9 protein-coding genes are annotated in these 16,850 nt (G+C 47.0%); 8 read left to right on the top strand and 1 reads right to left on the bottom strand.

What is annotated here, in order from left to right; translation table 11 throughout:
* Positions 1 to 1,135: 1,135 nt before the first annotated feature.
* The 3 genes from hflX (at position 1,136) to ST42_RS12680 (ending at position 7,730) form a co-directional block, all read left to right on the top strand.
* Positions 1,136 to 2,398: a GTPase HflX gene (gene hflX / locus ST42_RS12690; protein ID WP_022316317.1), complete on the top strand. Its 1,263-nt coding sequence runs from the start codon at positions 1,136 to 1,138 to the stop codon at positions 2,396 to 2,398.
* Between the two features lie 28 nt (positions 2,399 to 2,426).
* A complete protein-coding gene (locus tag ST42_RS12685) occupies positions 2,427 to 4,355 on the top strand; it encodes a DUF4954 family protein (RefSeq protein ID WP_044073762.1) in 1,929 nt (642 codons plus the stop codon).
* A 471-nt stretch (positions 4,356 to 4,826) separates the two neighbouring features.
* Entirely contained in the window at positions 4,827 to 7,730 is a 2,904-nt protein-coding gene (locus tag ST42_RS12680) for a M16 family metallopeptidase (RefSeq protein ID WP_044073761.1), read from the top strand.
* A 1,705-nt stretch (positions 7,731 to 9,435) separates the two neighbouring features.
* On the opposite strand, the gene ST42_RS14130 is transcribed toward ST42_RS12680, so the two are convergent.
* Positions 9,436 to 9,768 carry a hypothetical protein gene (locus tag ST42_RS14130; RefSeq protein WP_197068954.1) on the bottom strand — a complete coding sequence of 111 codons (333 nt, stop codon included), beginning with the start codon at positions 9,766 to 9,768 and terminating at the stop codon, positions 9,436 to 9,438.
* 385 nt (positions 9,769 to 10,153) lie between these two features.
* Between ST42_RS14130 and ST42_RS12670 the strand changes: the two genes are divergently transcribed.
* From ST42_RS12670 to ST42_RS12650, 5 genes are all read left to right on the top strand, one after another.
* Positions 10,154 to 10,435 (top strand): hypothetical protein, encoded by a 282-nt coding sequence (locus tag ST42_RS12670; protein WP_042519977.1) that lies wholly within the window; start codon positions 10,154 to 10,156, stop codon positions 10,433 to 10,435.
* 329 nt (positions 10,436 to 10,764) lie between these two features.
* Positions 10,765 to 12,324 carry a DUF4268 domain-containing protein gene (locus tag ST42_RS12665; protein WP_044073813.1) on the top strand — a complete coding sequence of 520 codons (1,560 nt, stop codon included), beginning with the start codon at positions 10,765 to 10,767 and terminating at the stop codon, positions 12,322 to 12,324.
* 5 nt (positions 12,325 to 12,329) lie between these two features.
* Positions 12,330 to 14,420: an LlaJI family restriction endonuclease gene (locus ST42_RS12660; protein ID WP_044073759.1), complete on the top strand. Its 2,091-nt coding sequence runs from the start codon at positions 12,330 to 12,332 to the stop codon at positions 14,418 to 14,420.
* A gap of 12 nt (positions 14,421 to 14,432) precedes the next feature.
* The gene (locus ST42_RS12655) at positions 14,433 to 15,095 is read left to right on the top strand and encodes a hypothetical protein (protein ID WP_042519975.1); all 663 of its coding nucleotides are present in this window, start codon (positions 14,433 to 14,435) and stop codon (positions 15,093 to 15,095) included.
* Positions 15,096 to 16,766, top strand: coding sequence for a DEAD/DEAH box helicase (locus ST42_RS12650; RefSeq protein ID WP_052488347.1), 1,671 nt, complete (start codon positions 15,096 to 15,098; stop codon positions 16,764 to 16,766).
* Positions 16,767 to 16,850 lie beyond the last annotated feature (84 nt).

The following is a 16,850-nucleotide window of genomic DNA, read 5'->3' as shown; positions in this document are numbered from 1 at the left end:
TAATATTATGTGTCTTTGATTTTCTTTTTTCCGCCTTGCGCCGGCTTGTCCATAGGGGCGTGAGCGCATGGCCTCGTCATGCTACAGTCGTATTGCGGGGGAAGCCAAGGCTTCCACCACGTGCAAAGATACAGTTTTTGATTGGAAATGCAATGACAAGGAGTAGATTATTTTTGTGTTGCCTGGTCTTGAGGGGGATGCGATGAGGAGACATCTGTAATTTGAACCGTAAAAACCGACAACGCCAGTAAAGGGAGTGGGTCTGCACTCCTTTGTCTTAGCCAATACATCGGCTGATGATTTTAAGACAAAAACCAAGATAAGCCCCAGGCGGATTACTCTGCTTCTGATTTCAACCAATCACATCAGCCCCCACCTATCCTCCCCCGAAGGGGAGGGACAGTTACTATTGCTATTGATAAGCGATTGATAATCTGATAACTACAAACGATAATCAGACAGCTGCAAACGACTGTCATGCAGTCAATGGTATCTGTCCCTCCCCTTCGGGGGAGGTTAGGTGGGGGCTGAAATCTGTATGCGAAGTAACTTGTTCCTTCCCTTTGGGAAGGTTAGGATGGGTTTGAGGTTAGGTGGGGGCTGTTGCCGATATGCTGAGTAACAACAACTTTTATATAAAGACAAAAACCAAGATAAACCCAAGGCAGATTACTCTGCTACTGAATACAGCCAATGAACATCAGCCCCCACCTAACCTCCCCCGAAGGGGAGGGACTGTTACTCTGCTTTGACATAGACTGGTGAATGCAGGTTACTATAGTTAATGATAAGTCACCGATAATCAGATTGCCATGGGTAATAATCAAATTGCCATGGATAATAATCAGATAGCCAATGGTATCTGTCCCTCCCCTTCGGGGGAGGTTAGGTGGGGGCTGGATGACAGTATGCGGAGTAATAATTATTGTTCCCCCCACGGCACAGAATTACAAATAGAGAACAACATCTGTGAGTACCAACGACAACACGCAATTACAATATCTGTGTTGTATATTCGCTATTGCCCGTCGCAAAAGAGATTTTTCACCATAATATATATGTTGAATCAGTTTTTTAGTTTATCTTTGCATAAGATAATCTGTTCATATTAGCATATCATAAGACAACGACATAGATGAAAGAATTCGTAATATCAGAAGTCAAGGCCGAAACAGCCGTACTCGTGGGACTCATCACGAAGGAACAGGACGAGGCCAAGACCAAGGAGTATCTCGACGAACTGGAATTCCTTGCCGACACCGCCGGCGCCGTCACCGTGAAGAGATTCACGCAGAGAGTGAACGGTCCCAACCAGACTACATACGTGGGCAAGGGAAAGCTCGAGGAGATAAAGCAATATATACTCGACGAGGAAGACGCAGAGAGAGAAATCGGTATGGTGATATTCGACGATGAGCTCTCGGCAAAGCAGATTCGCAACATCGAAAACGAGCTGAAGGTGAAAATCCTCGACCGCACATCCCTCATCCTCGACATCTTCGCCATGCGCGCACAGACCGCCAACGCCAAGACGCAGGTGGAGCTGGCGCAATACCGCTACATGCTGCCACGACTGCAGCGACTATGGACCCACCTCGAACGACAGGGAGGAGGATCTGGTTCGGGAGGCGGAAAGGGAAGCGTGGGACTGCGCGGACCGGGTGAGACGCAGCTCGAGATGGACCGCCGAATCATCCTGCAGCGTATGTCGCTGCTCAAGGAGCGACTCGCCGAGATTGACAAGCAGAAGACCACACAGCGCAAAAACCGCGGCCGCCTCATCCGCGTGGCACTCGTGGGATATACCAACGTGGGAAAGTCTACGCTCATGAACCTCATGTCGAAGAGCGAGGTGTTTGCAGAGAACAAACTCTTCGCCACACTCGACACCACGGTGAGAAAAGTGGTGGTGGAGAACCTGCCGTTCCTGCTCGCCGACACCGTGGGATTCATACGCAAGCTGCCCACAGACCTCGTTGACTCCTTCAAGAGCACCCTCGACGAGGTGCGCGAGGCCGACCTGCTGCTGCATGTGGTGGACATCAGCCACCCCGACTTCGAGGAGCAGATAAAGGTGGTGGACAAGACTCTCGCCGACCTGGGATGCGCCGACAAGCCGTCGATGATAATCTTCAACAAGATAGACGCATACACATGGGTGGAAAAAGAGGCCGACGACCTCACGCCTGCCACAAAGGAGAACATGACCCTCGACGACCTGAAGAAGACCTGGATGGCGAAGATGGGAGACGACTGCCTCTTCATCTCGGCACGCGAGAAGATAAACATTCAGGAGATGAGAGACGTGATATACAAGAGAGTGAGAGAGCTGCACGTGCAGAAATACCCTTACAACGACTTCCTGTATCAGGACTACAGCGAGGAAGAACAAAATTAAAAAGAACCCCATACACCACACACACATCATGCGCACACTCACACCATCAGAGATAAAGCGGCTCGAAGAGAACCGCTGCCACGCTGAAGACTGGCAGAAAATCACCGTGGGAGAGAACTTCTCTGCCGACAGGCTCTACGACGTGCAGTTCATAGGAGAATGCAGCATAGGGTCTAACAGCGACACCGTGACCACGGACATGGGATACGAACTGCCCACCGGAATTCGACACGCACGCATCATAAACTCCACCATCGGAGACAACACCCTCGTGGAGAACGTGAGCGCATTCATCTGCAACGCCGACATCGGCGACAACTGCATCGTCAACAACGTGAGCGTGATACAGACCACCGAAGGCACCACCTTCGGACAGGGAAACACCATCAGCGTGATGAACGAGGCGGGAGAGGGAAACGTGGTGCTCTATTCCGGACTCACAAGCCAGATAGCAGCCCTCACAGTGCTGCCGCCATGCTTGGGCGAACAGTATGACGACGCCGACGCCACCATAGAAGCCCGACGTCAGGCTAAAGACGCCGTGAGGAGAATGGTGATGGAGGAGGTGATGAGCCGGATGCCGAAGCGCACGCTGATAGAAGACAACGTGCACATCACCGACACAATAGAAATCACCAACTCCTGGATAACCCAATGGACAGAGGTGAGAGGAGCGCAGCGCATCAGCGAGACCACGCTGTGGAGCCGACAGGACAACAGCGTGTTTGTGGGAGCCGGAGCGATAATCGACGGATGCATCGTCACCCTCGGCTCGTCGGTGAGCAACAATGCGATAGCCAAAAACTGCTTCATCGGCGAGAACTCCACGCTGACCGACGGATTCTCAGCCACCGACAGCCTCTTCTTCGCCAACTCATACATGGCCAACGGAGAGGCATGCGCCGCATTCTGCGGACCGTTCAGCGTGAGCCACCACAAGTCAACGCTGCTCATCGGAGGTATGTACTCCTTCTACAACGCCGGTTCGGCAACCAACTTCAGCAACCACGCCTACAAGATGGGACCCATCCACTATGGCATCATGGAGCGCGGAGCCAAGACGGCGAGCGGCGCCCACATCCTATGGCCGGCACATATCGGAGCCTTCACGATGTGTATGGGCAAGATTGCCACACATCCCGACACCTCGTCGCTGCCGTTCTCATACGTCATCGGCGACGGCACCGACACCTACATCGTGCCGGCACGCAACATCGCCACCGTGGGCACCTACCGCGACACCGCAAAATGGCCACGCCGCGACATGCGTCCGCAGGGCAGCCGTCGGAGCATGGTGGACACCGAGTGGCTCAACCCCTCAACGATGACCAAGGTGGTGGAGGCGAAGGTGACGCTCGAAGCCCTGCGCGACCAGAAGGGGGCCAGAGAAGTGTATCAGACCGCCGACGGGTCGCTGATAAAGCGGTCGGCGCTCGAAAAGGGAATATCGCTATACACGCTCGCCATAAAGCTATATCTCAACCGCCATCTGAAGTCGGCCGACGAGGAGGCGGACTACAACACCTCGTTTGACGACACAACGGCGAGCCAGACCTTCGGCAGACCGCTCAGCAGGGGAGCGTCGCTCTTTGCCGACCTCGGCGGAATGCAGATAAGCAACGCCAGCGTGATGCGCATCGTGGACGCCATCACCAGCGGAAACATAGACACCACAGAAGACCTCATGGCTGAGATATGCCGCTACTACGACGGCGGAAGTCTCGACACCGACATCGACAGGAAACTGGCGCTGCGTATCGCTGATGCCATCTACGGATGGAACAGTATGGATGCCGACGACCGCCGCCGCCTGATAGACAGCTGTCATGAGGCGCGCCGCGAATGGTATGACATGGTACGCCGCGACGCCGAGCGCGAATACGAACTGGGCGACGTGGACGATGCCACTCTGAACGGATTCCTGGCAAAACTCGAAGAGGAGGAGCCGGCTTCGTGAATCAGAGAGGGACAGATTGGGTGGACTTGGTAAGTCTATCATGATATATGAAAAGACTAATTGCCACCAGCCCCCACCTAACCGCTAACCCATCCTAACCTTCCCAAAGGGAAGGAACTGGTTACTCTGCCAATGACATCAGCCCCCACCTAGCCTCCCCCGTAGGGGAGGGACAGATACCATTGGCTGACTGACTGTCATCGGTTTGTCATAAAGCAAGACTAACCTGCATCCACCAGTCTATGACAGTAACAGAGTAACCTGCATCCACCTGTCTTTGACAATTCGGAGTAACCTGCATCTCCCCTACGGGGGAGAACGAGAGGGGGCTGAAGTTCATTGGCAGAGTAACTTGTCCCTTCCCTTGGGGAAGGTTAGGATGGGTTTGAGAACGAGAGGGGGCTGAAGTTCAGTTGCAAAGTAACAACAAAAAAAACAAGAAAGAACAAATTATATCCTAAAATAAATATTATGAAATTAAAGTCAATGTTTGTAGCCTGTCTCGCCGTGTTTTCCATCGGCACACAGGCAAAAGATTACAAGTATGTGGCGGTGCCCGGCGACCCTATGCACGCCCGCATCTACACCCTCGACAACGGACTGAAGGTGTATCTCTCGGTGAACAGCGAAACACCGCGCATCCAGACCTACATCGCAGTGCGCACCGGCAGCAGGAACGACCCTGCCGAAACCACCGGACTCGCACACTATCTGGAGCACCTCATGTTTAAGGGAACATCAAAGTTCGGTACCGTAGACGCCGCCAAGGAGAAGCCATACCTCGACGACATCGAGCGCCGCTACGAGCACTACCGCAAGCTCACCGACCCGGCACAGCGCCGGCAGGCATACCACGAAATCGACAGCGTTTCGCAGATTGCCGCAAAGTATTTCATCCCCAACGAATACGACAAGCTCATGTCGTCAATCGGAGCCGAAGGCACCAACGCCTACACCAGCAACGACGTGACATGCTATGTGGAGAACATCCCCTCAAACGAGGTGGAAAACTGGCTCAAGGTGGAGAGCGACCGCTTCCAGAACATGGTGATACGCGGTTTCCACACAGAGCTCGAGGCTGTGTATGAGGAGTATAACATAGGACTGGCAAAGGACAACAACAAGCTCTGGAACTCGCTCCACAAGCTGCTCTATCCCACACACCCATACGGCACCCAGACCACTATCGGCACCCAGCAGCACCTGCAGAACCCTTCTATAACAAACATCAAGAACTACTTCCGCAGCTACTACGTGCCAAACAACGTGGCAATCTGTCTGGCTGGCGACTTCGACCCCGATGTGGTGATAGCACAGATAGACAAGTATTTCGGATCATGGAAGAAGAGCGACAACCTCTCGTTCCCCACCTACGCCCCCGTGGCTCCCATCACATCGCCACGCGACACCACAATCGTGGGACAGGAGGCATCGTGCATGATGCTGGGATGGAAGTTCGACAAGGCTGCATCGCTGCAGTCTGACACCCTCGACGTGATTTCTGAAATGCTCTCAAACGGCATGGCGGGAATCCTCGACCTCAACGTGAACCAGAAGATGAAATGCCAGTATTCCGCAGCATTCTGCAACGGAATGAACGAATACTCTGAGTTCATCCTCTTCGGCCAGCCGATGCCGGGACAGACTCTCGACAGCGTGCGCGACCTGCTCCTCGGTGAGCTCGCTAAGCTCAAGACAGGCGACTTCAGCGACGACCTGCTGCCATCGGTGGTAAACAACATGAAGCTCAACTACAACAACCAGCTCGAGAGCAACCAGTGGAGAGCAAACGAGTTCGTGCAGGCTTTCGTGAACGGAAAAGACTGGAACGACCACGTGACATATCTCGACCGCATCTCCCGGATGACAAAGCAGGACATCATGGCATTTGCCAGGAAACACTTCGCCGACAACTACGTGGCAGTGTACAAGAAGGAGGGTGTGGACAACACGCAGAAGAAGATAGACAAACCGCAGATCACCGCCATCCCGTCTAACCGCGACCTGCAGAGCCAGTTCGTTACAGAGATCATCAACTCTAAGGTGGAGCCTATCAAACCACGCTTCGTTGACTACGACAAAGACCTCACCAAGGCGCAGACAAAGAAGAAGCTCCCCGTGCTCTACGTGAAGAACAAGACCAACGACCTCTTCGTGCTCAGCTATCGCTACGACTTCGGCGAGGAGGCAAACAACATGCTCGCCTATGCTGCCGACTATCTCAGATATCTCGGCACAGACAAGATGACCGCCGAGCAGCTCAAGCAGGAGTTCTACAAGCTGGCATGCGACTACAGCATCAACGTGAATACCGAGAATATGAGCATCACCCTCAACGGTCTGAGCGAGAACATGCCGCAGGCGATGACTCTCTTCGAGAACTTCCTCCAGAACGCCAAGGTGGACAAGGAAGCCTTCGGCCGCTGGGTGGAGAGCGAACTCAAGGCGCGCCAGGATGCAAAGATGAACCAGGACCAGAACTTCAGGGCTCTCGCCAAATATGCCATGTATGGCCCATACAACACTCAGCGCAACATCCCAAGCAACGAACAGCTGAAGAACCTCGACCCGCAGAAGCTCATCGATATGCTCAAAGACCTGAAGAACTACAAGCACACCGTGCTCTACTACGGACCGATGGAGGTGAAGGACATGGCAAAGGTGGTGGACAAATACCACGCACTGCCCAAGAAATTCAGAGCCGAACCTGAGAGCCGCCCATACAAGATGGAGCTGACTCCTGCCAACGAGGTTGTGATTGCGCCATACAAGGCAAAGAACATCTACATGTATCAGTATCACAACGAGGGCAAGAAGTGGACACCTGAACACGAGGCGATGATAAACATGTTCAACGGATACTTCGGCGGCGGCATGAACACCGTGGTGTTCCAGGAGCTGCGCGAGAGCCGCGGACTGGCATACAGCGCATGGGCAAGCTATATGACACCATACCGCCCGGCCGACTCGGAATTCTTCCTCACCAGCATCATCTCTCAGAACGACAAGATGACGGACTGTATCGCCACCTTCAACAGCATCATGAACAACGTGCCGCAGTCGGAGAAGGCATTCGAAATCGCCAAGCAGGCAGAAATGAAGCGCATCGAGGCAAGCCGCACCACTAAGCTCAACATCATCTACAGCTATCTCAACGCCAAGAAGCTGGGCTACGAATACAGTCTGCAGCAGAAGGTGTATAACGTGCTCCCGAAGATCACGCTGCAAGACCTCGTGAAGTTCGTCAACGAGAACATCGCCAACAAGCCTTTCCGCTACATCATCCTCGGCGACGAGAGCGACATCGACATGAAGTCGCTCGAGAAGATCGGACCGGTGAAGAAACTCTCTACAGAGGAAATCTTCGGATACTAAACCGGGGACAAGTAGACTAATAGACGAGATACGAGTAAATAAGTAAACGAGTTACTAGTAAACGAGAGACGAGTAGACAAGTAGACAATCAGACGGGCAGTCAAGCTGACAAGGATATTCCTTCGTCGGCTTGTCTGCCCGATGTTTTTATTAAGAGGACATGTATTCATTTTCAGACAAAAACCGGGATAAAACCCTGTATCCTTTTGCGAGCCTTACGGCTTGATTCCTGCCACACAGGTCGCCCTTACGAGAGCAAGCTCTCGACAGTCTACCTGTATGACAGGAATCGGTGGCGACCTTGTCACCACCTCGCAAAAGAATACAAGCGATAAACCAAGATAAACCGGCTGCACAGGAAGCCGTTTCCTATTCGTAATTCTGAGCCGTGTGGAAACAATAATTATTACTCCGCATACTGCCATCCAGCCCCCACCTAACCTCCCCCGAAGGGGAGGGAGAGATACCATTGGCTATCTGATTATTACCCATGGCAATTTGATTATTACCCATAGTAATCTGATTATCGGTGACTCATCATTAACTAGAGTAACCTGCATCCAACAGTCTTTGACAAAGCAGAGTATCTGTCCCTCCCCTTCGGGGGAGGCTAGGTGGGGGCTGATGTCATTGGCTAAAGAAGTTTTTGACAAAGCAGGGTAACTTGTTCCTTCCCTTGGGGAAGGTTAGGATGGGTTTGAGGCTAGGTGGGGGCTGATGTTCATTGGCTGAATTGATTTGCTGAAGTCTTTGACAAAGCAGAGTAACTTATTCCTTCCCTTTGGGAAGGGTAGGATGGGTTTGGAGGCTAGGTGGGGGCTGAAGAGATTGACTGAATTCAGTAGCAGAGTATCTATCCCTCCCCAACGGGGGAGGCTAGGTGGGGGCTGAAGAGATTGACTGAATTCAGTAGCAAAGTAACTGTCCCTCCCCTTCGGGGGAGGTTAGGTGGGGGCTGATGTCATTGGCTGAAGAAGTCTTTGACAAAGCAGGGTAACTTGTTCCTTCCCTTGGGGAAGGTTAGGATGGGTTTGAGAACGAGAGGGGGCTGATGTGATTGGCAGAAATCATAGACAGAGTAATCCGCCTTGGGTTTATCAAGGTTTTTGTTCTTATATAAAAGTTGTTGTTACTCAGCCAATGAACATCAGCCCCCACCTAGCCTCCCCCGAAGGGGAGGGACAGATACTCTTGGTTCGTCTAAAACAACAAGAGGACAAGTGAAATTCAGTCTTTTTTAAAAAGCCCAAACGGAGTCTGCCATATTGGGGACAAATGGGCAACATCCGTGCAGCAAACGTGCCCAAGTGGGGTAACGTGCTTGCCCATGTTGGGTAACGTGCTTGCCCATGTTGGGCAAGCACCGTGCCCCAAAATGGTACAAAAGTATTATATGAAACGCTTGTAAAGGAACGTATAGCAAAAGCCACAGAACTGATGACCGCTCCGTGGCTTGGTGACGGTGAAAAAAAACTTGGCATGATTTGAGCCTCATATTTTTTCTCACTCAAATCATACCAAGTTATTATATAGGGTGTCCAATTCTATGTTCTCGTTTTTGAGTGCGTTCTTGTAACTTAACTCCTTAAGAATCAGTAAATAAGATATAAAATATAATACAAATATAACTATCAAAATATCAGCTGTGAATTCACTCACGATTATATTTTACTTAGCGAATGATTATCAATGATTTAGATGGTTGTTACATTGTTTTTGATACTAAAAACAGGAACATGGAACTGGACACCCTACCTATCAAGTCATATGTCTTGTACATCTTTTTGTCTCCAAAGTACACGTGGCTCTTTACATCATTAGGTAAATTTTCACCTCCGATTGTCCATTTTGCAGCATCAATATCATTTATTCTGAAATCAGGACAGGTAATAAGGAAAGAGGCATCGACAACCGATTCCATATTTGCAGGGGTTATTTTGAAGAGTTCGTAATACTCATTCTTTGTAATAACCTGTTGCAGACAATCTCCGCATAACCTGTTGCAGTTTTTTATATTTCCTGAATAACACTGATTCACCCGAATGTGCCATTTATGTCAATCGTACCATCGAGTCTGAAAACAATTTGCAAAGGTATGAAAAAATCATTTTTTCATCCACCTCCTCCCCCACCACCATTATTTTTTATGATTTATTAGTATTGGCAGAGATGCTTGTAACTTTAGCTAAATGAAATCAACGTGCAGGTCTGTTTGTAAAAGTTTCGTAAAAAGGAGTATTGCCATACTGATATATAACCAAAAAACGTTATCTTTGTCAATTAATACAAAAAGCAATTATACCAATGTAGTTACTAACGAAAATAGATATGGATATAAGTTCTGTTCGTAATGTCAAATAGTCCTGAATAAACTTAAATCATAATTCCATCAGAATGGATTGCTGTATTTTTGCATAAAAAAAATGGAAAAAGGAGATGAACTAAATTCATACGTCTTTAATTTATTCGTATATGATTTGGACAACGGCGTTTTTGAGTTTTTTACAGGCTGGAAATTCTTTGGTATAGATGTTAAAGAGGCCGTTTCAAATGCTGAACAATGGATAGAAAAATCATTTCCCAATTTTGACAGCCTTGAATGGGTTATTGAAAGAACAGATGTAAAGAGACAAACGCATTTCTTTATAAATAGTATTCCAATAGACAAATATATATCAGCATACAATAATGTAAAAAACAAATAATTCAGATGTCAATACAAGAAGAATATAAGTACTTTATTGAAAACTGCACGAGTACTCCCAAAAGCTATAAAAACTATAGCGACTTTTCGCGTATATGCAAGACCTTTGCATATATAAGAGGATTGAATGATTTTGATATATACAGTATCACGACAGTAAAAGAACTTGAAGAATTAATCATTACTCTTGAAAGTAATGATGATTTCAATAAATACAATAAAAAAGGAGGAAATCAATATTCTAATGCGCTACATTTCTATTTGCGATTTTTAAAAGCAAAAGAATTCTTTTCTTCAAAGGATGAAAGTGACAATGTTGCAAAAGAGACGTTGCGTCCTTCTCTCCAACAAATATTCTACGGTGCCCCAGGCACCGGTAAGAGTCATACTATAAAGGAGCAGACGAGGGGTGAGGATGTAGTTCGCACTACGTTCCACCCGGATAGCGACTACTCAACATTTGTAGGAGCATATAAGCCGACGACCAAGACTGTGCCAGTAACGACTGTTATTGGTACGAAAGCCGTACCCGTTGAAGGAGCTGACGGCAAGCCCATGACAGAAGACAAGATTGTCTATGAGTTTGTTAGTCAGGCGTTTCTGCAAGCCTATATAGAGGCATGGCAGAAATTCAACCAACTCGGTGCCGGTGAGGAGGCAAAGAAGGAATACCTGATAATCGAGGAAATCAACCGTGGCAATTGTGCCCAAATATTTGGCGACCTGTTCCAGTTGTTGGATAGAGGCGCACATGGCTTCTCTGAATATCCGATAAAGGCGGATGCCGACATGCAGAAGCAGCTGCATAAAGCATTTGCCGGAGTCACCATACCGCAGGAGGACGAAATCAATAAACACTTTGATGAAGAAGACATCGTATCTCAGGTGCTGAATGGCGAAGTGTTGTTGTTGCCGAGTAATCTGTATATCTGGGCAACGATGAACACCAGCGACCAAAGCCTCTTCCCGATAGATTCAGCCTTCAAGCGTCGTTGGGATTGGAATTATGTGCCAATAAGTGATGCCGGCGAGCGTTGGGCGATAGACGTAAATGGTGCGAAATACGACTGGTGGCAGTTCCTTGTTGCAATAAACAGTCGTATCTATGACGCCACATATTCAGAAGACAAAAAACTTGGTTATTTCTTCTGCAAGGCAGAGAATGGCGTTATCAGCGCGGAGAAGTTTGTCAGCAAGGTTGTGTTCTACCTTTGGAATGATGTGTTCAAGGATAGTGAGTTTGAGGGCGAGGCTTTCAGCGACGGAGATAATGGCAAGTTGTCATTCGACAAGTTCTATATCACAGAAGCAGGCAAGACCGAGGTCAACGAGGAAAAGGTGGAACGGTTCTTGAACAATCTGGAGTTGAAACCAGTTTCAGAAAATGATGACGATGAGGAATACAAGGGTCAGAAAGAAAGCACTGATGATGGAGAACAGAGTGAATGGACAGAAACAGAGAAGAAACGCTATGAGTATTGGGATGCCTTCTTGAAATACGCTCCAAAACATAGCCAAGATTTTGCAACCTATTTTGGCGGAATAAAGAAATCTACCAAAAGCCATTGGAAGAATTTCTTTGTAACTGGAACGGATTTTTATCTTGTTGCCATCCAACAGCGTAGAAGACATGCTATTGAAATGCAAGTTTATTATGACCAAACTACTGATGAATACTATAGGTTGTTTGCCCATAAAGACGAAATAGAAAAAGAGATGGGTGTAAAATATGAATGGAATGAAATTCCTGACAAGAAATCAAGTATTATCAGCGAAGAGAAACATGATGTGGACTTTGAAAATAAAGAAGATTGGCCAGTCCAGTTTGATTTCATCATAGACCGTCTGCTACGCATGAGAGCGGTGTTCCTCAAATACGCTAAAAAGTAGAAGTCATGCGCATACTGATAGAAGAATACCAATACGATGTCGCCGATGTGCGTGATGTGCTGCAAGGTATTGATGCCTTGGAGAACGTGGAAGGAAAGGTATCGGTGCATTATGTGGGATATTTTTATAATGTCTCACAGGGCGACTGCGTGTTTATTCTTCCGAAGGTGCTGCTGCGTGATGTGGACGGACAGGAACTGGCTTTCGGGAAGTATCGTCCGGAAAGCATAGTAATGCCCGAAGGTCAGAAGCAGTTGACCAATGATGAGCGGGATTTTCTGTATGGATTCGCAGTGTGGATCTACCGTGCGATTGTGGTATACAAGAATGACAAGACGAATGATTCCACCATCGTCTATCAAAAGAAAATCACACAGGCTGGGTTTGGCAGTCGCAGACTGAGCAACACCTTTCTTGACATATTGCTTGCGTTGTTGCAGTTCAACAAAGACAACCAGAGCTTCTTCTTCTTTGTGCTGAAAAATCTCCATGCAGGATACAACAAGATAAACTGGACACGCACTATAGGCACGACAACGGCGATAGTGCAAGACGGAAATGCGGTGTATCTGAATCCTGTGAACAAGAAAAGGACGATAAACTTTGACGAGGAACTGCTCGTCATATTCTTCTCTATTCTGAACTATATAGGCGAAACGTATGGATTCGAGAAGAATATCAACTGCAACTTCGAGCTGATTCGCGGAAAGCAGTTTGAGAAATACCGCAAAGGTTATGGCAAAGTACGTTTGCAGCAAATTAAATATAAGTATTTCTCTGACAAGGCATTGCAGCTGTGGAAGCTCTGTTATGCCTTCTTTGATGAGTCAAGGCAGGTGTTCGTGAATACCAACCAGAAAGAGTATCTGTTGGTGAAGAGTTTCCATATCGTGTTTGAGGCAATCATCGATACATTGATAGGAGACAATCCGTTGCCGGATGGAATGGACAAGAAGCAGGAAGACGGCAAAATCGTAGACCATCTCTATACTGCCAAGAGTCTTGTCGAGGGCGATACCGGCAATACCTATTATATCGGAGACTCAAAGTATTATAAAATGGGAAACGAGCTCGGCAAAGAGTCCGTTTACAAACAATACACATACGCCCGAAATGTGATACAGTGGAATCTCGACATTTTCAACGATGGCCGTATTCCGTCATCAGGCGTGAAGCTGCGTGATGACGAGACAGAAGGATATAATATCATTCCAAATTTCTTTATCTCGGCAACGATGGACGGGAAATTTGATTATGGCAACGACGGCATAAAAGAGACCGACCGCAAGAGCAACCGCTATATGTCGAAGCAGTTTGACAACCGTCTGTATGACCGTGACACGTTGTTGCTGTTCCATTATGATGTTAATTTTCTGTTTGTGCTGTCCCTGTATGCCAAGAACAATGGTGGCGAGCAGAGGAATTGGAAAGGAAAGATACGCAAGAAGTTCCGTTCGGAGATTCAGACCTGGCTCCAGCAGGACTTCCAGTTCTATGCCATGAAGCCACGGCCGACGGTGAACGTAAAGGAATATGTGGAAACGCATTTCAGACAAGTGCTGGGAAAAGTATATACCCCATTTGAGGAGCAGGATATTTTCTCGCTTGCCCTTGACAAGAGTGATAAAGAGAAGAATGAGGTGTTGCTCGCAGAATTGGGAAAGTCATTTGTGATACGCGAATGTGAGTTGGGAACAGATCCCAAAGACGTGTTGCCGGCGAAAGAATCCGGCGCCATGCCAGCTATGCCGGGTGATGCTGGTGAAAAGAATGTCTTTACCTGTCTTGTACGCAAGACCGACGAGAATTTCAAGGCGTTTGCGGAACACCGAGGTAAGTATTATGTCATGGAGAGAATACCAAGCATAAACTTAATAGGCATCAAGTATCTCCTGCCGATGGTCGGCGGTATGATAGACGGTTATTACGATGTGCAAAGAATCGGCATCACAGAATATGACGGCAAGGCGGCACTACGCATCAGACTTGGTGATTATCATCCGATAGGCGAAGAGTGGGTGCAGATATACAGAGTGAAGATGCAGCCAGGAGAATTGATTTCGCTGGATTATACTATGAAAATGTATACAGATTAACCAAATAAGTATATGGAAGAAGTAAAGCGAGGAAGAGCTAAGAGGAAACTTCTGAGGGTGATGTTTCCTGATGGAAAATCAATATGCTATAAAAACGTTACAGACACGATGATTGCAACGTTGCAAGAACTTGGCACGGAAGTCATATCCGACATCAGATTGGACTTGTGTCATCTGCCTTTGTTGTCAAAGGAAGTTTATCCAAAATACAAAGACTGGATGAAACCGGTTTGTGATGGATGGTATTTAAATACGCAATCAAATTCAGAAGGAAAGTTTTTGCAATTGACAGCAATAAACAACCAGTTGTCTTTGGGCTTGAATATAGAACTTGGTACTGATTTTGAGGCACAAGAAAATCCCAATAAAGAGAGACGCACAAGAGTAAAAGACAAGTTGTTGGTAAAATTCCCTGACGGCAGATATTTTGCCAATAACAGTACTTTAGACACGTTTCTTGAGGTGGTTTGGGAAATCGGTATTGACGAAATAAAGCGCAAGGAACTGTCGTGGGGCGGTAATCCTTTGGTAACATCAACAAAGATGTTCAACAATCAAGTGCAAGTAGACAGCCAACGCTGGATAATAGTGCCCAATACGACAAGAGATAAAGTAAAACTTCTTAGAGTTATAGGTGCTATGTTTCATATAAAAATGGAGATTACCTCTATCTAAATGGATTTCGCCAAAATCGTCCAAGACAATATAAATCTGAGACCACATCAGATAGAAGCCAAAGCCAAGATTTTTGATGCGTGGTCAAAATATGATTCAGTGATGTTGCAGATGCCTACAGGCACAGGCAAGACCTACTTGTTTACATCATTGATAAATGACTTGTTGTGCAATTACAAAAGGGAACACAAAGAAATAAACATATTGGTAGTGGCACACAGGACAGAATTGTTGGACCAGATATCTGCCACATTGTCTCGGTTCGGGATAGCGCATGGATTTATACAAGGAGCGAGAGAGCAGCATTTATGGAAGAGAGTGCAAGTAGGTAGCATAATGTCACTTCTGACGGATAAGAATTATTATAATGTATGCAGACAGAGATTTGATTATATAATAGTGGACGAAGCGCATCATTCCCTTGCTGATACATATATGAAATTATTCAATCTGTTTCCGGAAGCCAAGAAATTAGGAGTGACGGCTACGCCGTGGAGATTAAATCACGAGTCGTTTCTGTCACTATACCAGCACTTGATAACATCACCACAGATTTCTTGGTTCATAAACAAAGGCTTATTGGCAGATTTTGATTATGTTTCCATAAAGCCGAATTCAGAAGTGCAGAAGCTCGTGAATAATTCAGAAGTTACTTCAACTGGGGATTTCTCAAATACAGACCTTGACAACACCTTTAACAATCAGCGCATACGCGCAAAGGTTTATGAATCATACGAGAAATTCGCCAAAGGCAGACAAGGTATTATCTATGCCATAAACAAGCGCCATGCAGCAAATATTGCTGAACTATACAGTAGTCATGGAGTCAATGCCGTAGCCGTTGATTGCGACACTCCAAAAGAAGTGCGCCATGATCTCATTTCATCCTTCAAAGAAGGAAAGATAAAAGTACTGGTAAATGTAGACATATTCACGGAAGGCTTTGATTGCCCGAGTGTGAGTTTCATACAACTTGCACGTCCGACAAAATCGTTGGCATTATACATACAGCAGGTTGGACGTGGACTTCGTGTAGTAGAAGGAAAAGAGAAGACCATTATCATAGACAATGTAGGACTATACAACTATTTCGGTTTGCCGGATGCTAACAGAAAGTGGTTGTATCACTTCAAGGGGCATGAAGATGTCGTGCATGAAGAAAACTCACGCCTTTTTAGTAATGAGGGCGAATTTGTGGCAGAAGTTGATGAAAGCAGGTTCAGAGAAGACAATGAGAGAATGATGGTAGTCCGTGGTGCTCAAGACGCATCAACAGACGATAGCGCTGAACCGAAGAAAGCATTGCGCCAGAAAATGGAAATAAAAGAGTTCTCACTATGTGACTATTATCTTGTTCGAGGGACAGAAATGGCTTTCAAGGTCTATCCATTTGTAAAGAAGCATGGCAAATCAACGGAAGCTGTAGGAAATTGTGTTTATGAATACAATGAGAAGGCAAAGAGAATTGTGTTTGGCACAGATACCTTAAAGAATCATGCAATTGCCAATACCAACATCAAGTTGCAGTCACTTCTTTCTTTTGTCGCGATGTTGGCAAGTATTAGCTATGATGATATTCTTGATATAAGCAAACTCTATCCTAATGTGAGTCAAGATGAAATGACATTGTTTGAAATGCTGGAAGCGATCAGCAAATATAAGAAACAATGAAACTGTGATGGATATTGGAAAGGCTGGATATCTTAGCTCGCAGCTGACAATTCCAATCTGTTTTTCAATATCCCCAGTGTTATC

The organism is Prevotella pectinovora, from assembly GCF_000834015.1.
Lineage (GTDB): Bacteria > Bacteroidota > Bacteroidia > Bacteroidales > Bacteroidaceae > Prevotella > Prevotella pectinovora.
The sequence above is the reverse complement of the archived record's forward strand: the minus strand, read 5'-3'. Positions and strand labels throughout refer to the sequence as shown.

Coding starts and splice junctions, on each gene's coding strand:
- hflX (WP_022316317.1), top strand. CDS start 1,136: ATGAAAGAATTCGTAATATCAGAAGTCAAGGCCGAAACAGCCGTACTC.
- ST42_RS12685 (WP_044073762.1), top strand. CDS start 2,427: ATGCGCACACTCACACCATCAGAGATAAAGCGGCTCGAAGAGAACCGC.
- ST42_RS12680 (WP_044073761.1), top strand. CDS start 4,827: ATGAAATTAAAGTCAATGTTTGTAGCCTGTCTCGCCGTGTTTTCCATC.
- ST42_RS12670 (WP_042519977.1), top strand. CDS start 10,154: ATGGAAAAAGGAGATGAACTAAATTCATACGTCTTTAATTTATTCGTA.
- ST42_RS12660 (WP_044073759.1), top strand. CDS start 12,330: ATGCGCATACTGATAGAAGAATACCAATACGATGTCGCCGATGTGCGT.
- ST42_RS12655 (WP_042519975.1), top strand. CDS start 14,433: ATGGAAGAAGTAAAGCGAGGAAGAGCTAAGAGGAAACTTCTGAGGGTG.
- ST42_RS12650 (WP_052488347.1), top strand. CDS start 15,096: ATGGATTTCGCCAAAATCGTCCAAGACAATATAAATCTGAGACCACAT.